Consider the following 16,269-nt stretch of genomic DNA (forward strand, 5'->3'; position numbering starts at 1 on the left):
AAGCCCCTTCGATGCCGGATTTGTGCTATCGATCAATTCCAAAATTCGTGAAATTCGATTAAATTGTAATTGGGTCGATGGGCATTCGTGTCTAAAAAAAAGTGCCTTAAGATAACACGAATTCAATACTTGTGAGGAAAAGCGATTTCCCCGACTTACTACTTGACACTACAAAATCATAAAGTTATGGCTTCAAATATTTAATTTAGCATCGAAAACGAAATTGGAGGGAATTTTTTTAGATGTCAGACATAATTCAGCTTTTACCAGATGCAGTTGCCAACCAGATTGCCGCAGGCGAGGTGGTACAACGGCCAGCATCAGCCGTAAAAGAATTAGTGGAGAACGCCATTGATGCCGGGGCCGGCAAAATACAGCTCATTATAAAAGATGCAGGTAAATCATTAATACAGGTTATTGATGATGGCTGTGGTATGAGCCTTACCGACGCCCGCATGTGCTTTGAGCGCCACGCCACTTCTAAGATCCGCAAAGCCGACGACCTGTTTGCCATCCGCACAATGGGTTTTCGGGGCGAGGCCATGGCATCTATCGCGGCTATTGCCCAGGTGGAGCTAAAAACCCGCCGCCATGAGGATGAACTGGGCACCTGCATTTTTATTGAAGGATCAGAAGTGATCAGCCAGGAGGCTTGTTCGGCCAATACCGGCACATCCATCTCCGTTAAAAACCTGTTTTACAATACGCCTGCCCGCCGCAACTTTTTAAAAAGTAACCCGGTAGAGATGCGTCATATTATCGACGAATTTCAACGTGTAGCCCTGGCTAACCCGCAGATATTTTTCACCCTGCACCACGATGGGCAGGAGGTTTATCATTTACCCGGTGCCGGGCTTAAACAACGTATTGTTCACCTTTTTGGCAATAACTATAACCATCGTTTGGTACCGGTTGAAGAAGATACTACCATTATTAACCTGCGCGGCTTTGTTGGCAAGCCCGAGTTTGCCCGCAAAACCCGGGGCGAACAATTCTTTTTTGTAAACTACCGCTTTATACGCGATGCGTATTTAAACCACGCCGTGCTCACCGCTTTTGAGGAGTTACTGCCCGATGATTGCTTCCCGTTTTATGTGCTGTTCATTGATATTGATCCATCGAAAATTGATATCAACGTACACCCTACTAAAACCGAGATCAAGTACCAGGATGAAAAGGCTATTTATGCCATTATCCGGTCGGCAGTAAAGCGCTCTTTAGGGCGATATAATATTACACCCAGTTTGGATTTTGACCAGGAAAACAGCATTGAGCATTTGATAACCCCCAAACCTTTTGAGGAGATCATAGCACCAACCATATCTTTTAACCCCGATTTTAATCCATTCGCGGCCGAAAAGAAACCGCAGCGGGAGTACCCTAACTTCAGGGACAGTAGTAGCAACGACCATCGCGGCAGCGCTATCCCCATAAATTGGGATACCTTGTATGAGATCAGCAAAAGAGAGACTAACCTGCAGCATGAAATGCATGAGGAAAAGGTTATTGCTGTTGATGAGCAGGAAGTAAGCAAACCCAGCGAGCGGCAGCTGTTTCAGATCCATAACCGGTTTATCCTGTCGCAAATCAAATCGGGCTTTATGCTGATAGGGCAGCAGGCCGCGCACGAGCGCATTTTGTACGAGCGCTTTTTGCAGCAATTGCAAAACCACTCGGGTGTAAGTCAGCAAAGTTTGTTCCCGCAATCGGTGACACTAAACGGTGCCGATTTTGAATTACTACGCGAACTTTTGCCCGATATTAAAGCCCTTGGTTTTGATATCCGCGAGTTTGGCAAAAACACCGTGGTGGTTGATGGCATCCCTGCCGATCTGAACAATGTTGGCGAGCATGAGCTGCTTGAACATTTGTTAGAAGGCTTTAAAAACAATATGGCCATTTTAAAGGTAGATAAACGCGACAACCTGGCCCGGTCACTGGCACGCAACGCGGCTATAAAAACCGGCACCAAACTATCGCTTGAAGAAATGAACCAACTGATCGATCAGCTTTTTGCCTGCCAATCGCCCAACCAGGCGTTGAACGGTAAGCCGGTAATCAGTACCTTTACTTTGGCCGAATTAATGGAACGCTTTGAAAAATAGCCCGCGGGCTTTTACTATACTATGAACGGATACAATCAATCGCCTTTTGCAAATATTACACCGGTTGTAAAAAACCTGCTGATTATCAATATTCTATTTTTTATAGGCGACATCACCATTGGTAAATATATCCCCCAAATAATACAATTTTTACCTGTCTATTATTTCAATTCTCCATTTTTTAGGCCATGGGAAATAATTACCTACATGTTTATGCATGGTGGCTTTACGCATATCTTCTTTAACATGTTTGCGTTGTTCTCATTTGGTCCAATACTTGAATATTCCATCGGACCAAAAAAATTTTTTAACCTGTTCTTCTTATGTGGTATAGGCGGCATATTGTGCAATTTTGCAGTGCAAGCCTATGAAGTTCATGCAATTACCGGGGCCTTTACTATATCGCATCCCGAATTGCAGGAAACATTTGATCAGTACCACGGAGCAAGTGAGAAACTTACAGCTATTTATTATGGGCAAACAGTCGGAGCTTCAGGCGCTATATTTGGTTTGTTGGTAGCGTTTGGAATGATGTACCCTAACCTGGAATTGATGATTATGTTTATCCCGGTTCCAATTAAAGCTAAATACATTATACCTGTATATATTGTAATTGAACTTTTCCTTGGCTATCAACAATATTCATGGGATAATACAGCCCACTTTGCCCACCTCGGTGGTGCGCTGCTTGGTTTTATTTTGGTAAAAATTTGGAAATTACAAAACTCGGGCAATTATTAAACGTAACAGGAGTTATCAATAAATAACGGGCAAATATCATGAGCACCCTTTGGCAAAATATTCAGTACAAAATGCTTCGGTCTGGCAATAAGCTTAACCTGCTTATTGGTATTAACGTAATTGTATTTTTAGCCGTTAACATGACGGCCGTTCTTGAAAAGCTTTTTACAAGCGTAGGCCATCAAAGCCTTATTGAATATTTTGCGACGGAATACCTGCAGCTACCTGCGGCATTTTCCAAATTTCCCACCCATTTTTGGACGCCTATTACCTACATGTTTATGCACGATGGCATTCTGCATATCCTTTTTAATATGCTATGGCTGTATTGGATGGGGCAGATATTTGAAGAGTACCTGGGCAATAAACGTACCATTGGTTTATACATAATGGGCGGACTGGCAGGTGCCTTATTTTATCTTTTGGCTTTAAACTTCCTACCGTTTTTTACCAGTGTTAACGCGGCGGCCACCACTACTATTGTGGGTGCATCGGCCAGTGTAATGGCTATTGTTGTCGCTACAGCCACCTTATTACCCAACTACACCATATCGCTCATATTTATTGGCCCGGTAAAATTAAAGTGGCTGGTAATTTTTATCCTGGTTATTGATTTCCTGGGCACTGTTGGCCCCAACGCAGGTGGCGAAATTGCCCACTTAGGCGGCGCGTTGCTTGGCTTTATTTATATCAAGCAATTACAAAAAGGTCATGATTGGATCGAAGGGATCCGTAGTATCTTCAAATCAAAGTCAAAATTAAAAGTTGTATACAATAATACAGGTAAAAACACTGCCGACTATCCCCGCCAGGACGAAATTGACCGTATATTAGATAAAATTTCACAATCGGGCTATGACAGCCTCAACAAGCAGGAGCGGGAAACCTTAGCACGGGCAAGCAAGAATGAAAAATAACAAACGCGGTTTAAGTTTTATTGATAAAGTTTTTTTATGGATAAACTTCCTGCTTTGTTTAGCGTTGCTGCTTAGCTACCTTGCCCCAATTGTTAATCCCCAAACGTTTTGGGGCATTGCTTTCTTCGGCCTCGCTTATCCGCCTCTGCTGCTTCTTAATGTTATACTCATTGTTTATTGGCTACTGCGCAGGCGCTGGCCGGCGGCAATTTCTATTATAACCATTTTGATAGGATGGGGAGTGCTTACTAACAATATCGGCTTCCGTTCTTCCTCGTCATTTTCGCCGGCACCGGGCATTAATTCTATCCGTATAATGACCTATAATGTTCACAACTTTAAGCATTATGGCTCAAAAAACGATGTATCTACCAAACAGGAAATCCTTGCGCTCATTGCCAATGAGTCGCCCGATATTATCGGCTTTCAAGAGTTTTATACCCGGTACAAGGGGCCTTATGATACCAGCGATTCGCTCAAAAAAATATTGGGGAGCAGTAACGTTTATTTTGAACCTTTTTATTTCAATGAATCCGAAGGTATAGGTATGGCCATTTTTTCTAAGTTCCCAATTTTGTCCCGGGGGATGATTCGCCTGTCTGACGAGAAAGGATCTGGCAACCAATGCCTGTATGTTGATGTAAAAAAAGGAGAAAAAACGTTCAGGGTATACAGCGTACACCTGCAATCTATCAAATTTGATCCCGAAGATTATAAATACCTTGATAGTGTATCCAAAAAAGGCAAAACAGATATGAACTCTACCAAAAGGCTGGGCGTAAAGCTAAAAAACGCCTTTATTAAACGCAGCATGCAAATTGTTAAACTAAAGGAGCATGCAGCGCAATGCCCTTACCCCTACATTATTTCGGGCGATTTTAATGATACGCCTACATCATACGCCGTAAACCAAATGGCTAAAGGCCTTAAAAATGCCTTCCGCGAAAAAGGATCGGGTTTAGGGCGAACCTATAACGGTGATTTCCCTAACTACCAGATAGATTATATTATGGCCAGCAAGCAGTTTAGCGTAGCATCATACCAGATCATCGAAAAAAAGCTATCAGATCATTACCCTTTACGCAGCGATCTGATATTGAATTAAGGCATAGGCTATGAAAATATTGGTTACAGGTTCATCGGGCCAGTTGGGCTCAACCACTGTAAAACATTTAAAAGCGTACGGGCACCAGGTTTGGGGGATAGATATAGCGGCATCTGCTACCACGAATGAACTGATCGATATCACCAATAAAGACGCCGTTGAAACACTATGCCACGGCTTTGATGCCATTATCCACACAGCTGCAGTACATGGCAAGCATTATGAGCTCAATTACCCCAGGGAAATTTTTATTGATGTTAATATTAAAGGCACCCTCAACTTATTAAATGCTTGTGTTAAAAACGGGATAACGCAATTTTTATACACCAGCACCACATCTATTTACGGTAGTGCTTTGGTTGATGACGCAAAAGCGGTTTGGGTTGATGAGCTGCTGCCCGAGCAGCCGAGGGATATTTATGATATTACCAAGCAAACTACCGAGCAGCTTTGTAAAGATTTTTTTTATAAAGAAGGCCTGCAAGCATCTGTATATCGCGTTGGCCGCTTTTTGCCCGAGGCCGATAGCCTTAAAATTAACCACCGCCTGTACCGGGGCTTAGATGAGCGCGACGGTGCCGAAGCATTAAGGCTTGCGCTGGCCGCTAAGTTTACCGATTTTGAGGTCTTCAATATTTCCAGCGGATCACCATTTGGCCGGGCCGATCTGGTAGCTTTAAAACATTTCCCCCGGGAAGTCATCCTTCAATATTATCCCGAAGCCAAAGACATCTACCAAAATAAAAACTGGGATTTCCCTAAAAGTATAGATAGGGTTTATGTATGCGATAAGGCAAAACAACAGCTGGGTTACCGGCCTAAGTATACTTTTGAATACCTGTTACATCAACCATGATATTATATGTATCAACCATGTAATATTCAGTATGCCCAATTAGCTTAAAATCTAAAAAATCGTAAGTTTGCCTTCATGAAACAAAATTTGTTTGTTTACAACACTTTAAGCCGCAAAAAAGAAGAATTTAAGCCACTAAACGCCCCGCATGTGGGCATGTATGTGTGTGGCCCAACCGTTTACAGCGATGTACACCTGGGCAACTGCCGCACTTATATATCGTTCGATCTGATGTTTCGCTACCTGAACCACCTGGGTTATAAGGTACGCTATGTACGTAATGTTACCGATGCCGGTCACCTGGAAGGCGATGCCGGCGACGAGGGAGAAGACAAAATTGCAAAAAAAGCAAAGCTGGCGCAGTTAGAGCCTATGGAAATTGTACAAAAGTATACTGTAGGTTTTCGCGAAGTGATGGCTATTTTAAATACCCTGCCGCCAAGCATCGAGCCTACCGCCACCGGCCATATTATTGAGCAAATTGAAATGGTAAAAACCATCCTCGAAAAAGGCTATGCCTATGAGGTTGATGGCTCTGTTTATTTTGATGTAGAAAAATATAATCAATCAAAAGATTATGGCGTATTAAGTGGCCGTAATTTAGATGATTTGCTGAACAACACCCGTACTCTGGGTGGCCAGCAGGAAAAGCATGGCAAACTTGATTTTGCCCTGTGGATAAAAGCCAAGCCCGAACACCTGATGAAATGGCCATCGCCCTGGGGCGTGGGCTTCCCGGGCTGGCATTTAGAATGCTCGGCCATGAGCCAGAAGTATTTGGGTAACCAGTTTGATATTCATGGTGGCGGGCTTGACCTGGTGCCCACACACCACACCAACGAGATAGCGCAAAACGAAGCCTGCTGCGGTAAAAACCCGGCTAAATACTGGCTGCATACCAATATGCTAACGGTAAACGGTCAAAAAATGTCAAAATCATTAGGTAACAGCTTTTTACCGCATGAGCTTTTCAGCGGCGAAAACTCTATTCTTAATAAGGGCTATAGCCCCATGACTGTGCGCTTTTTTATGCTGCAGGCACACTACCGCAGCACACTCGATTTTGGCAATGATGCTATGGATGCGTCAGAAAAAGGTTTTAAACGTTTGATGAATGCTTATGCCCTACTCAATGGTTTAAAAGCATCTGCCAGTACCGAAATTGAAATAGCACCGCTATTGGAGCGTTGCTATGCTGCCATGAATGATGATTTTAACAGTCCGGTGTTAATAGCCGAACTTTTTGAAGCATCGCGCATTATCAACTCGGTACACGATGGCAAAATGAAAATAGACGCCGCCAACCTTGAAGCGCTTAAAAACCTGATGCATTCTTTTGTACAGGATGTGCTTGGTTTAAAGGATGAACAGGCCGACAATGATGATTTACCAAAGGTATTAAACCTGATAGTTGCCCTCAGAAACGAAGCCAAGGCCAATAAAGATTACGCAACAAGCGATAAAATTCGCGAAGGGCTTTCGCAAGTTGGCTTTCAGCTAAAAGATAGTAAAGAGGGCACGCTTTGGAGCAAAAACTAAGAAAGAATAAAGAGGCAAGAATCAAGAGTTAAGACTTTTTCTGTCCTGCTGAGTTGTAAAATTTCGCGAAATTCTAAAGGTGGAATGACAATATAAAGCTATGTCATTGCGAGGCACGAAGCAATCGCGAACTGTGCAGATCCGCCCTGTAGAGCATGAGATTGCTTCGTGCCTACCCATAACGTTTCGTAAAAATGTTTGTCATCCTGAACGTAGTGAAGGATCTTCTCCACTATAAAAGCCTGCGATGAGCAGGGCGAAGAAGATCCTTCGTTCCTCAGGATGACAAATCTTTTACGTCATTTCACCTTCAAAGTCCGTGGATTTTAAAACTCGCAATGACATGATGCACTTGTTATGGGTAAGCGACAGATGAAGACTGTTTTTTTCCCGTCTTGATTCTTGACTCTTAATTCTTGATTCTTCTTCACAACGAGTTATAATAAGTAAACAGCTTAGTTCATCCTTCACAAGGTCGTATTTTAACTTTGCCGTAATGGCTTTGCCGCTGCTTAGATTAACTGTTCCCGGAAACCAGTTCGCGTTAAAGTAGGGGCTACCCTCCACATCAGTATAGCTTTGCTCCATTACAGGCTTGCCCTGGTTATCATTTAAAATTTGCGATTGTTGCGCCTGTACCAAAACACCAAAACAAAGCATCGGCATTAACAAAAAACCAAACAATGATATCTTCATAAAAGCGTAATTTTATTGTTCAATTGTAAAACGAGGCATTTAAATGAAACATTATACATATTATTGGGTTAGCTTAATTAACATTTTAAAAGATGGTTAATGTGCTTTACCGCTGTAACCTGTTCATTCAATAAAATTCATTTGTGCACAATATTTATATGCTAACGTCCCCTCCATCCACAATTAAATATAATCGTTTTCGTTTCACAAGGTGTATGTAAAAACGTAATAGCATAAAGCTATTCATATTTACAGCAATTACAATTGCATAACCTACTTAAAATTTATTACTAAATTGCCTTCCCCATTATTTGATCAAAACATGAAAAAAATAGTATTAGCCGCCACATTTGTGAGCTATAGTTTTTTTGCTTTAGCACAATCAGCCCCGGTTAAAGTAAATAAAGTTGTTACCGCCGAAGAGGCTTTCAACAAATTAGTTGAACGTAAAGGCATTAAAGATGGCTTTTTATCTGTTGCTGCGCCAGACGGCATTGTTTTTAAACCAGATGCCGTTAAAATAGTTGATTTTTACTCTAATATAGATAAACAGGCCGGTAAGTTAAGCTGGCAACCAAAGTTTGCCCGTATATCTGCCAATGGCGATCTTGCATTTACCGCAGGGCCTTATGTTTACGATAACGGTAAAGGCGATGATGAAAAAGTTTACGGTGATTATGTTTCTATCTGGCGTGCCGATGTTGATGACAACAACAAATTAAAATTATTAATTGACCTTGGTATACAACATCCCGAACCAGAAGAAGCAGTTGTGACCGATTTTAAAGAGCCCGATGCCACAACAAAATCGGCACCAAGCAAAGATCCGTTCACCGCAAAAAGCGTTATTGTAAATACCGATAAGATCTTCAATCACTCGCTTACCATATCTGCCCTTGCCAGCTATAAAGAATTTTTAAGTGCCGAAGGTCGTTATTATTTCCCGGGCTTTTCGCCAATGAGTGGCCCCGATGTGATTATGAAATTCATCAACAACGAAGCCATAAGCATTACTGCAGAAACTACAGATGCAGGCCGGTCCGTAAGCAACGACCTGGCTTATAGCTACGGTCATGCCCGCATTACCAAGGGCAACGTTGTAGGCAACTACAATTACGTACGTATCTGGGAAATTGATGCCCAGTCAAAAAAATGGAATATCCTGCTTGAAGTATTTTCGGCAATTGAAAATGAATAATTAAATCTTTATTGATACTTAAACGGCGATGGGTAATTCATCGCCGTTTTTTTGTGCCTATTTCAAATACTCCCAGGCCCCAATTGAGCTGAAATAACGAAGGCTTCCCGGTTTACCCGGGAAGCCTTCGTTTAAGAATCTATTTAAAGAAATCGTTATTCAATAACGCTTACTTTAAGCATGTTGGTTTTTCCTTGTTTAATGATTGGCACAGCAGCGGTATTAATAACTACGTCGCCGGTTTTAATAAGCTCGGCAGCTTTAAGGATACCATTAACATCATTAATGGTATCATCGGTGCTTTCCAGTTTATCATAATAGAAAGAACGTACACCCCAAACCAGGCTTAGCGCGTTTAGCAGTTGCTTGTTTGATGTAAAGATATAAGTGCTTGCTTTAGGCCTATGGCTTGAGATTTGGAAAGCGGTATAGCCAGATGTGGTCATTGACACAATACCAACGGCATCAGTACTTTGTGCAAGGTGAACAGCCGACTCGCAAAGGGCATCGCTCAGGTAATTTAATGAGGTTGGATCAACCACCACATCCGTTTTTGAGGTATTGAACGGATAGCCTAACTCCTCAACATTGCGTACAATTTTTGCCATTGTTTCAATAACAATCACCGGGAACTCGCCAACAGATGTTTCGCCGCTTAGCATTACCGCGTCTGCACCATCTAATACAGAGTTGGCCACGTCATTAACCTCGGCACGGGTAGGGCGCGGGGTGGTGATCATTGACTCAAGCATCTGTGTGGCCACAATTACCGGTTTTGATGCCGCACGACATTTACGGGCAATCATTTTTTGCAGCAATGGTACTTCTTCCAACGGCATTTCAACACCAAGATCGCCACGGGCAACCATTACGCCATCGGTAGCGGCAATAATTTCATCTATATTATCAATAGCTTCAGGTTTTTCAACTTTAGCTATCACTTTAGCCGCTTTACCACTTTGCCTGATGATCTCTTTTAATTCAATAATATCCTGTCCCGTACGTACAAAAGATAAGCCGATCCATTCAACATCATATTTTAATGCGAATTGCAGGTTAATCAAATCTTCTTCCGTTAAGCTTGGGATAGATACTTTGGTGTTTGGCAGATTAACACCTTTACGTGATGTTAAAATACCGCCGTGTACAACTTCACAAATAACAGTATCCAACCTGTTGGTAGTAATTACTTTTAACTGCAGCTTTCCGTCATCTAATAAAATGATCTCATCGGCCTGTACATCTTGTGGAAATGTATCGTAAGTAATGTAAATCTGCTCGTCGTTACCAATACACTCCTGGGTAGTAATTTTAATTTGGGTACCATTTACTAAATGAATACCGCCATCTTTTACCAAACCTATACGGATTTTAGGGCCCTGCAAATCGGCAAGGATACCAACATTGGTCTTATATTCGGCATTGATCTCCCTGATGGTATCAATAACGCCTTTATGATCTTCAGGACGTCCGTGTGAGAAATTAAGGCGACAAACATTTACTCCGGCCTTTATCATCGCTAATAAAACTTCTTTTTTAGCTGATGCCGGGCCCATAGTGGCAACAATCTTAGTACGGTTATAATATAATTTCATATTGTTCTGGTTAAAACTGGCTTCGTTTCACGTTAGGTGTGATACCAACACTTTTAAAATTTTGCGCTAAAATAACAGATTTTCCCGTGATTTTATTTTTTTCGGATCAATCTTTACTGCGGCAACAATTTCGGGTATTTTATTTAGGGTTGATATCAGGTTGTCAAGGTCGGTATCGTCAATATAATTGCGGATCATAAAAAAATAATCGGCGCTCTTCATTTCGGGCACTAAATAGCCCTCAGAGCCTTTATTGGCAATAAAATAAAAGTCTGTTTCGGTGGTTTCCCAATTATAATAGTACTTGGAGAACAAAACAGGCTCGCTTCCCTGTGAAATATCCACAGACAAATCTTCGGTTTTACTAAAATTAAAATTTAAAAATTTGTTGATAAGATAACATACACGGTAATCTTTTAAGGAAGATGTTACCGCAATAAGCACAAAATCAAAATCGATCTCAAACTTTAAAAATTTCCTGTTCAAAATCATTACTTTTACGCCGTCAAAAATACAAATACAAACCGTTTGCCTGAAATATTTGTTATCGAAATATATTGTAAAAGTTTTAGATTTGATTATTGACATAATTTATTTTTCTTTGCACTGAATTTTTATTAATCATTAAACTATAAAGACTATGTCTGATATCGCTTCAAGAGTAAAAGCTATTATCGTAGAAAAACTGGGTGTTGACGAAAGTGAAGTTACACCAGAAGCGAGTTTCACCAACGATCTTGGTGCCGACTCGTTAGACACCGTGGAATTAATCATGGAGTTTGAAAAAGAATTTAACGTGGCTATTCCTGACGATCAGGCTGAAACTATCGGTACTGTAGGCCAGGCGGTTGCTTACCTTGAAAAAAACGTTAAATAAGACTCCCCTAACTGGATTAAATGGAGTTTAAAAGAGTTGTAGTAACCGGGCTTGGAGCACTTACTCCTATTGGTAATACCGTTTCTGAATATTGGAATGGATTGATCAATGGAGTAAGTGGCGCTGCCTTTATCAAAAGTTTTGATACCACACATTTCAAAACTAAGTTCGCATGCGAAGTAAAAGGCTTTGATGCGGATGGTTTTTTGGGTCGTAAAGATGCCCGTAAATTAGATCCCTTTGTTCAATACGCGCTGTTTTCAACAGAAGAAGCCGTAAAGGACGCGGGTTTGGATTTTAGCAAATTAGATACTAACCGCATTGGCGTTATCTGGGGATCTGGAATTGGCGGTTTAAAAACGTTTTTGGATGAAGTTACAAACTTTGCCAAAGGCGATGGTACCCCCCGCTTTAACCCTTTCTTTATCCCTAAAATGATAGCTGATATTGCCCCTGGCCATATTTCTATTAAATACGGTTTACGCGGACCAAACTTTTCAACAGTTTCTGCGTGTGCTTCATCAAACAATTCACTTATCGATTCATTTAACTATATCCGTTTGGGTAAAGCTAATATGTTTATAAGCGGTGGTTCTGAAGCCATCATTAACGAAGCAGGTATCGGTGGCTTTAACGCCATGCACGCATTATCAACCCGTAATGATGACCCGGCAACGGCGTCACGTCCGTTTGATTTGGACAGGGATGGTTTTGTAGCAGGTGAAGGCGCAGGTACTATAATTTTAGAAGAACTGGAGCATGCAAAAGCCCGTGGCGCTAAAATTTATGCCGAAATGATTGGCGGCGGCATGAGTGCCGATGCTTACCATATGACAGCACCACATCCTGACGGACTTGGCGCGGCACTGGTAATGCGTATGGCTTTAGAAGATGCTAACCTAACTCCTGCCGATATTGATTATGTAAATGTTCACGGCACATCAACACCAATTGGCGATCCGCAGGAAATTAAAGCTATCCAGGATGTTTTTGGCGATGATATTTATCGCATCAACATTAGCTCAACCAAATCAATGACCGGCCACTTATTAGGTGCCGCTGGTGCAGTTGAAGCTATTGCCTCTATACTTGCTTTAAAGAATGGTATAATACCCCCTACTATTAACCATTTTACCGATGATCCTTCTTTTGATCCTAAAATTAACTTCACCTTTAATGCAGCGCAAAAAAGGGATATTAATATAGTTCAAAGCAACGGATTTGGTTTCGGCGGCCATAATGCTTCTGTGATATTTAAGAAATACCAAGATTAATTGTGGTTTGATGCCTATCAGTCGGTTTTACAAGCTTTATATATCGCCCAATAGAAAATATGTTAAGGTTTTAAAGAATTTGCTCGGCTTTGTGCCGGGCAATTTATCTTTATACCGGTTGGCATTCAGGCATAAATCTGTAGCACAAAACGTAAAAAAAGGTGTAAAAAACAGCAACGAGCGCCTTGAGTTTTTAGGCGATGCCGTGTTGGGCAGTGTTGTGGCCGAAGTGCTTTTTAAGCTTTATCCCTATGAGGATGAGGGGTTTTTAACTGAGTTGCGTTCAAAAATTGTGAGCCGCAACAACCTTAACCAGCTTGCCCGTAAGCTGGGTTTTGATAAGCTTATTGAGTATGATAACCGCATGCTAAACTCCAGCAGGCAGGGATCATTACTTGGTGATGCTTTTGAGGCATTAATTGGAGCTGTTTATCTGGATAAAGGCTATGATTTTACCAAAAACTTTTTGATAAACCATATCATTAAAGCCCATATTGACATCCATACGCTTGAGCAAACCGAAACCAACTTTAAGAGTAAACTGATAGAGTGGTGCCAGCGCCATGGCCGCGATATTACTTTTGAATTGGTTACCAACCAGGAAGGCGAAAATGCCAAATTATTTACCGTACAGGCGCTCATTGATGGCGAGGTAACCGGTTCCGGTAAAGAGTTCAGTAAAAAGAATGCCGAAAAGCTGGCGGCCGAAAAGGCTTGCGAAGCATTAGGTATCTAATAATATCCCGTTTCTTATTTTAATGTTGACCGGGCTTTGATAGCCTGGTAGAGTCGGGCTTGATAAAGGTTGGCGAATTGATCAATTCCAGCCTGTCTTTTTCATTGCTTTGCTTGTAATACTCATATGATTTTTGGGTATGGTGTATCAGGTCGTAATCATTCCATCCCTTCAGATCATCAAAAGTAGGCGTATAAAAGTCCATGAATTTATGCGCAAGGGTATCCGACTCCAATTTGGTAACCAACCTCACAAAGCCCACATTATAACGCCTGTTAATTTCGGCCTGCTCTAATTCGCCTTTCGAAAATTGTGCAAAGCGTTTGGCGCGATTAGGGGTTTTACCAAAAAGTTCGTAAACAGCGGTTATCGGGTTAGTAACAAATGACGATACCGGTGGCTTGCCGGCATAAAAAGTGCCTTGCTTACGATAGTCGCCCATGATTTCATTAATTTCCTGTTTTTTTGTCTGGCCGGTAATTTTAACCTCTTTTAATACAATTTGAGGCTGCATGTAAACAGGCATATCGCTGTTATTGAGTACTTCTATTTTTTGCGGAGTAAAGTTTTCTTTCGAAAAAAGGAGGGTATCACCAACAGAAACTTTTATCGAAAACCAACCCAGATCGTCACTCATTGCCAATATCTTGGTTTTAAGGTTTTTGATCATTACCTGACCTTCACGTTCGGGCGTGTTCTTTTTGGATGTAACCCCTTTAAGGGTAAATTCCTGTGCTGATGCATTTAAAACAAAGCAAAAGCAAACGAGTAACTGCAGGGAAAAACGAATGCGCATTAATAAAGTATAAACGTAAAGATAGCCAGAGTATTTTAAACTAAATGTGAAAAAGTGTTAAAGGGGGGAAGTCGAGAAGACCGGAAGTCAGTAAAGTCGGGAAGTAAAGGAGCCTAATGGCCAATCCAATTGAACAAATTCTTAACATCAGATTCCTTATGAACTTTTCCGACTTTCGGCGTTTCTAACTTCCGGTCTTTCGGACTTTCCCGACTTCCGGACCTCCCAACTTTTCAGACTTTCCGACTTTGCTAACAAAACCCTATCTTTGCACATGATAAAATCCATGACAGGGTATGGAATTGCCAGTTTTGACTCGGGTAATACAAAATATACCGTTGAGATCAAATCCCTGAACAGCAAGTTTCTTGAACTTTCACTTCGCTTACCCAAAATATTTTCTGAAAAAGAATTTCAGTTGCGCAACGAGTGTAGCAAACTGATTGAGCGGGGTAAGGTAAACCTATCTATTAATGTAGAACAGGCTACATCTGCGGTAAAAGCCGCCGGTATTGATAAAGTATTGCTTAAACATTATTACCAGCAGTTAAAAGATGTAAGCCAGGAATTGAATGATCCTACATCAAACCTGTTACAGCTTGCGCTGGGTTTGCCCGAAGTTGTGAAATACGATGAGGAAACTGTATCTGAAGACGAATGGAAACAGGTTGAAAAAACCTTCCAGGCTGCTTTAGCCGCTTTTCAACAGTTTAGGGCTGATGAAGGCAATGTACTGGAAAATGATGTAAAATACCGCATCGATATCATCCTTAAAAACCTGGAACTGGTTGAAGTGGAAGACCCTAAACGGATTTCACTGATCCGCGAAAGATTAAACACCTTTTTAGCCGAAGCCACTAATCGCGAAGCTATCGATCAAAACCGTTTTGAACAGGAATTGATCTATTACATTGATAAGCTGGATATTACAGAAGAAAAGATCAGGCTTAAAACACATTGCGAATACTTTTTAGAAACCCTTAAGAATGCAGATGCCAATGGCAAAAAGCTTGGGTTTATATCACAGGAGATCGGTCGCGAAATAAACACCCTTGGCTCAAAAGCAAACGATGCCAACATCCAAAAACTGGTTGTAGGCATGAAAGAGGAGTTGGAAAAAATTAAAGAACAGCTTTTAAACGTATTATAGTATACAGTCATTGAGTCATCTGGTCATTAAGTCATTGAAAAATGCCCCTTAATAGCCTAATGGCGGCAATGACCCAATGACTTAATGACTAATGACCAAAGAAGGTAAACTCATCATATTTTCGGCACCCTCTGGAGCGGGTAAAACTACTATTGTACACCACTTGCTGAGTATTATTCCCGAGCTGGAGTTTTCCATTTCGGCCACAACCAGGCAGGCCCGTGGCGATGAGCAGGACGGCAAGGACTATTACTTTATTAGCCTGGCCGAGTTTACACACCGCATTGCCAAAAAGCAATTTGTTGAATTTGAAGAGGTTTATACCGGTACTTTTTATGGCACACTACGCGCTGAGATAGAGCGTATTTGGGCAAAAGGCAAAACCGTTATTTTTGATATCGACGTAGAAGGAGGCCTTCACCTTAAACGTAAATACGATGGCCAGGCACTTGCCATATTTGTACAGCCCCCATCATTGGAGGTTTTAGTTGAACGCTTGACCGGCCGCGGCACCGATAGCGAAGAAAAACTGAAAGAACGCTTCGCCAAAGCCGAAAAAGAGCTAAAATACGCCCCGCAATTTGATATTATCCTCAAAAATTACGATCTTGAAACGGCTTGTAAAGAAGCGAAGGAGTTGGTGAATAATTTTATTAGCCCCCCGGCCCCCTAAAGGGGGAGTGT

16 protein-coding genes are annotated in these 16,269 nt (G+C 41.5%); 12 read left to right on the plus strand and 4 right to left on the minus strand.

What is annotated here, in order from left to right; genetic code table 11:
• Positions 1–242: 242 nt before the first annotated feature.
• The 6 genes from mutL to cysS all read left to right on the plus strand — a co-directional run bounded on the left by mutL (position 243) and on the right by cysS (position 7,263).
• Positions 243–2,105 carry a DNA mismatch repair endonuclease MutL gene (mutL, locus tag FHS10_RS23105; RefSeq protein ID WP_259095669.1) on the plus strand — a complete coding sequence of 621 codons (1,863 nt, stop codon included), beginning with the start codon at positions 243–245 and terminating at the stop codon, positions 2,103–2,105.
• Between the two features lie 21 nt (positions 2,106–2,126).
• Positions 2,127–2,846, plus strand: coding sequence for a rhomboid family intramembrane serine protease (locus tag FHS10_RS23110; RefSeq protein WP_259095670.1), 720 nt, complete (start codon positions 2,127–2,129; stop codon positions 2,844–2,846).
• 38 nt (positions 2,847–2,884) lie between these two features.
• Positions 2,885–3,763, plus strand: coding sequence for a rhomboid family protein (locus tag FHS10_RS23115; RefSeq protein ID WP_259095671.1), 879 nt, complete (start codon positions 2,885–2,887; stop codon positions 3,761–3,763).
• Positions 3,753–4,868: an endonuclease/exonuclease/phosphatase family protein gene (locus FHS10_RS23120; protein ID WP_259095672.1), complete on the plus strand. Its 1,116-nt coding sequence runs from the start codon at positions 3,753–3,755 to the stop codon at positions 4,866–4,868. The genes FHS10_RS23115 and FHS10_RS23120 overlap by 11 nt, the downstream gene beginning before the upstream one ends.
• 10 nt (positions 4,869–4,878) lie before the next feature.
• Positions 4,879–5,724: an NAD-dependent epimerase/dehydratase family protein gene (locus FHS10_RS23125; RefSeq protein WP_259095673.1), complete on the plus strand. Its 846-nt coding sequence runs from the start codon at positions 4,879–4,881 to the stop codon at positions 5,722–5,724.
• 75 nt (positions 5,725–5,799) lie between these two features.
• Positions 5,800–7,263 (plus strand): cysteine--tRNA ligase, encoded by a 1,464-nt coding sequence (gene cysS / locus FHS10_RS23130; protein WP_259095675.1) that lies wholly within the window; start codon positions 5,800–5,802, stop codon positions 7,261–7,263.
• 294 nt (positions 7,264–7,557) lie between these two features.
• Here the strand turns inward: cysS and FHS10_RS23135 are convergent, their stop codons facing one another.
• Positions 7,558–7,959, minus strand: coding sequence for a hypothetical protein (locus FHS10_RS23135; protein ID WP_259095676.1), 402 nt, complete (start codon positions 7,957–7,959; stop codon positions 7,558–7,560).
• Between the two features lie 322 nt (positions 7,960–8,281).
• Between FHS10_RS23135 and FHS10_RS23140 the strand changes: the two genes are divergently transcribed.
• Positions 8,282–9,157, plus strand: coding sequence for a Cif family virulence factor (locus FHS10_RS23140; RefSeq protein ID WP_259095677.1), 876 nt, complete (start codon positions 8,282–8,284; stop codon positions 9,155–9,157).
• Positions 9,158–9,312: 155 nt separating this feature from the next.
• Here FHS10_RS23140 and pyk read toward each other — a convergent pair whose 3' ends face one another.
• Both pyk and FHS10_RS23150 read right to left on the minus strand, forming a co-directional pair.
• Positions 9,313–10,752 carry a pyruvate kinase gene (pyk, locus tag FHS10_RS23145; RefSeq protein WP_259095678.1) on the minus strand — a complete coding sequence of 480 codons (1,440 nt, stop codon included), beginning with the start codon at positions 10,750–10,752 and terminating at the stop codon, positions 9,313–9,315.
• A 66-nt stretch (positions 10,753–10,818) separates the two neighbouring features.
• Entirely contained in the window at positions 10,819–11,340 is a 522-nt protein-coding gene (locus FHS10_RS23150) for an IPExxxVDY family protein (RefSeq protein ID WP_259095679.1), read from the minus strand.
• A 52-nt stretch (positions 11,341–11,392) separates the two neighbouring features.
• Here FHS10_RS23150 and FHS10_RS23155 point away from each other — a divergent pair, with 52 nt between their 5' ends.
• The 3 genes from FHS10_RS23155 to rnc are packed head-to-tail and all read left to right on the plus strand — an operon-like array spanning position 11,393 to position 13,639.
• Positions 11,393–11,629, plus strand: coding sequence for an acyl carrier protein (locus tag FHS10_RS23155; protein WP_031266521.1), 237 nt, complete (start codon positions 11,393–11,395; stop codon positions 11,627–11,629).
• 20 nt (positions 11,630–11,649) lie between these two features.
• Positions 11,650–12,903 carry a beta-ketoacyl-ACP synthase II gene (gene fabF, locus FHS10_RS23160; protein ID WP_259095681.1) on the plus strand — a complete coding sequence of 418 codons (1,254 nt, stop codon included), beginning with the start codon at positions 11,650–11,652 and terminating at the stop codon, positions 12,901–12,903.
• A gap of 10 nt (positions 12,904–12,913) precedes the next feature.
• Positions 12,914–13,639, plus strand: coding sequence for a ribonuclease III (gene rnc / locus FHS10_RS23165; protein ID WP_259095683.1), 726 nt, complete (start codon positions 12,914–12,916; stop codon positions 13,637–13,639).
• A 19-nt stretch (positions 13,640–13,658) separates the two neighbouring features.
• Here rnc and FHS10_RS23170 read toward each other — a convergent pair whose 3' ends face one another.
• Entirely contained in the window at positions 13,659–14,435 is a 777-nt protein-coding gene (locus FHS10_RS23170; RefSeq protein ID WP_259095685.1) for a hypothetical protein, read from the minus strand.
• A 274-nt stretch (positions 14,436–14,709) separates the two neighbouring features.
• On the opposite strand from FHS10_RS23170, the gene FHS10_RS23175 reads away from it, so the two are divergent.
• Together FHS10_RS23175 and gmk are read left to right on the plus strand one after the other, a co-directional pair.
• Entirely contained in the window at positions 14,710–15,585 is an 876-nt protein-coding gene (locus FHS10_RS23175) for a YicC/YloC family endoribonuclease (protein WP_259095687.1), read from the plus strand.
• 91 nt (positions 15,586–15,676) lie between these two features.
• On the plus strand, positions 15,677–16,258 hold the full coding sequence (gene gmk / locus FHS10_RS23180; RefSeq protein WP_259095689.1) for a guanylate kinase: 582 nt from the start codon (positions 15,677–15,679) through the stop codon (positions 16,256–16,258).
• The last annotated feature ends 11 nt before the right edge of the window (positions 16,259–16,269 follow it).

Origin of the sequence: Mucilaginibacter dorajii (assembly GCF_024808255.1) — a bacterium.
GTDB classification, from domain to species: domain Bacteria; phylum Bacteroidota; class Bacteroidia; order Sphingobacteriales; family Sphingobacteriaceae; genus Mucilaginibacter; species Mucilaginibacter dorajii.

Bases quoted from the DNA above. Each gene is read 5' to 3' on its own strand.
- mutL (WP_259095669.1), top strand. From the start codon at position 243: ATGTCAGACATAATTCAGCTTTTACCAGATGCAGTTGCCAACCAGATT.
- FHS10_RS23110 (WP_259095670.1), top strand. From the start codon at position 2,127: ATGAACGGATACAATCAATCGCCTTTTGCAAATATTACACCGGTTGTA.
- FHS10_RS23115 (WP_259095671.1), top strand. From the start codon at position 2,885: ATGAGCACCCTTTGGCAAAATATTCAGTACAAAATGCTTCGGTCTGGC.
- FHS10_RS23120 (WP_259095672.1), top strand. From the start codon at position 3,753: ATGAAAAATAACAAACGCGGTTTAAGTTTTATTGATAAAGTTTTTTTA.
- FHS10_RS23125 (WP_259095673.1), top strand. From the start codon at position 4,879: ATGAAAATATTGGTTACAGGTTCATCGGGCCAGTTGGGCTCAACCACT.
- cysS (WP_259095675.1), top strand. From the start codon at position 5,800: ATGAAACAAAATTTGTTTGTTTACAACACTTTAAGCCGCAAAAAAGAA.
- FHS10_RS23135 (WP_259095676.1), bottom strand. From the start codon at position 7,959: ATGAAGATATCATTGTTTGGTTTTTTGTTAATGCCGATGCTTTGTTTT.
- FHS10_RS23140 (WP_259095677.1), top strand. From the start codon at position 8,282: ATGAAAAAAATAGTATTAGCCGCCACATTTGTGAGCTATAGTTTTTTT.
- pyk (WP_259095678.1), bottom strand. From the start codon at position 10,752: ATGAAATTATATTATAACCGTACTAAGATTGTTGCCACTATGGGCCCG.
- FHS10_RS23150 (WP_259095679.1), bottom strand. From the start codon at position 11,340: ATGTCAATAATCAAATCTAAAACTTTTACAATATATTTCGATAACAAA.
- FHS10_RS23155 (WP_031266521.1), top strand. From the start codon at position 11,393: ATGTCTGATATCGCTTCAAGAGTAAAAGCTATTATCGTAGAAAAACTG.
- fabF (WP_259095681.1), top strand. From the start codon at position 11,650: ATGGAGTTTAAAAGAGTTGTAGTAACCGGGCTTGGAGCACTTACTCCT.
- rnc (WP_259095683.1), top strand. From the start codon at position 12,914: ATGCCTATCAGTCGGTTTTACAAGCTTTATATATCGCCCAATAGAAAA.
- FHS10_RS23170 (WP_259095685.1), bottom strand. From the start codon at position 14,435: ATGCGCATTCGTTTTTCCCTGCAGTTACTCGTTTGCTTTTGCTTTGTT.
- FHS10_RS23175 (WP_259095687.1), top strand. From the start codon at position 14,710: ATGATAAAATCCATGACAGGGTATGGAATTGCCAGTTTTGACTCGGGT.
- gmk (WP_259095689.1), top strand. From the start codon at position 15,677: ATGACCAAAGAAGGTAAACTCATCATATTTTCGGCACCCTCTGGAGCG.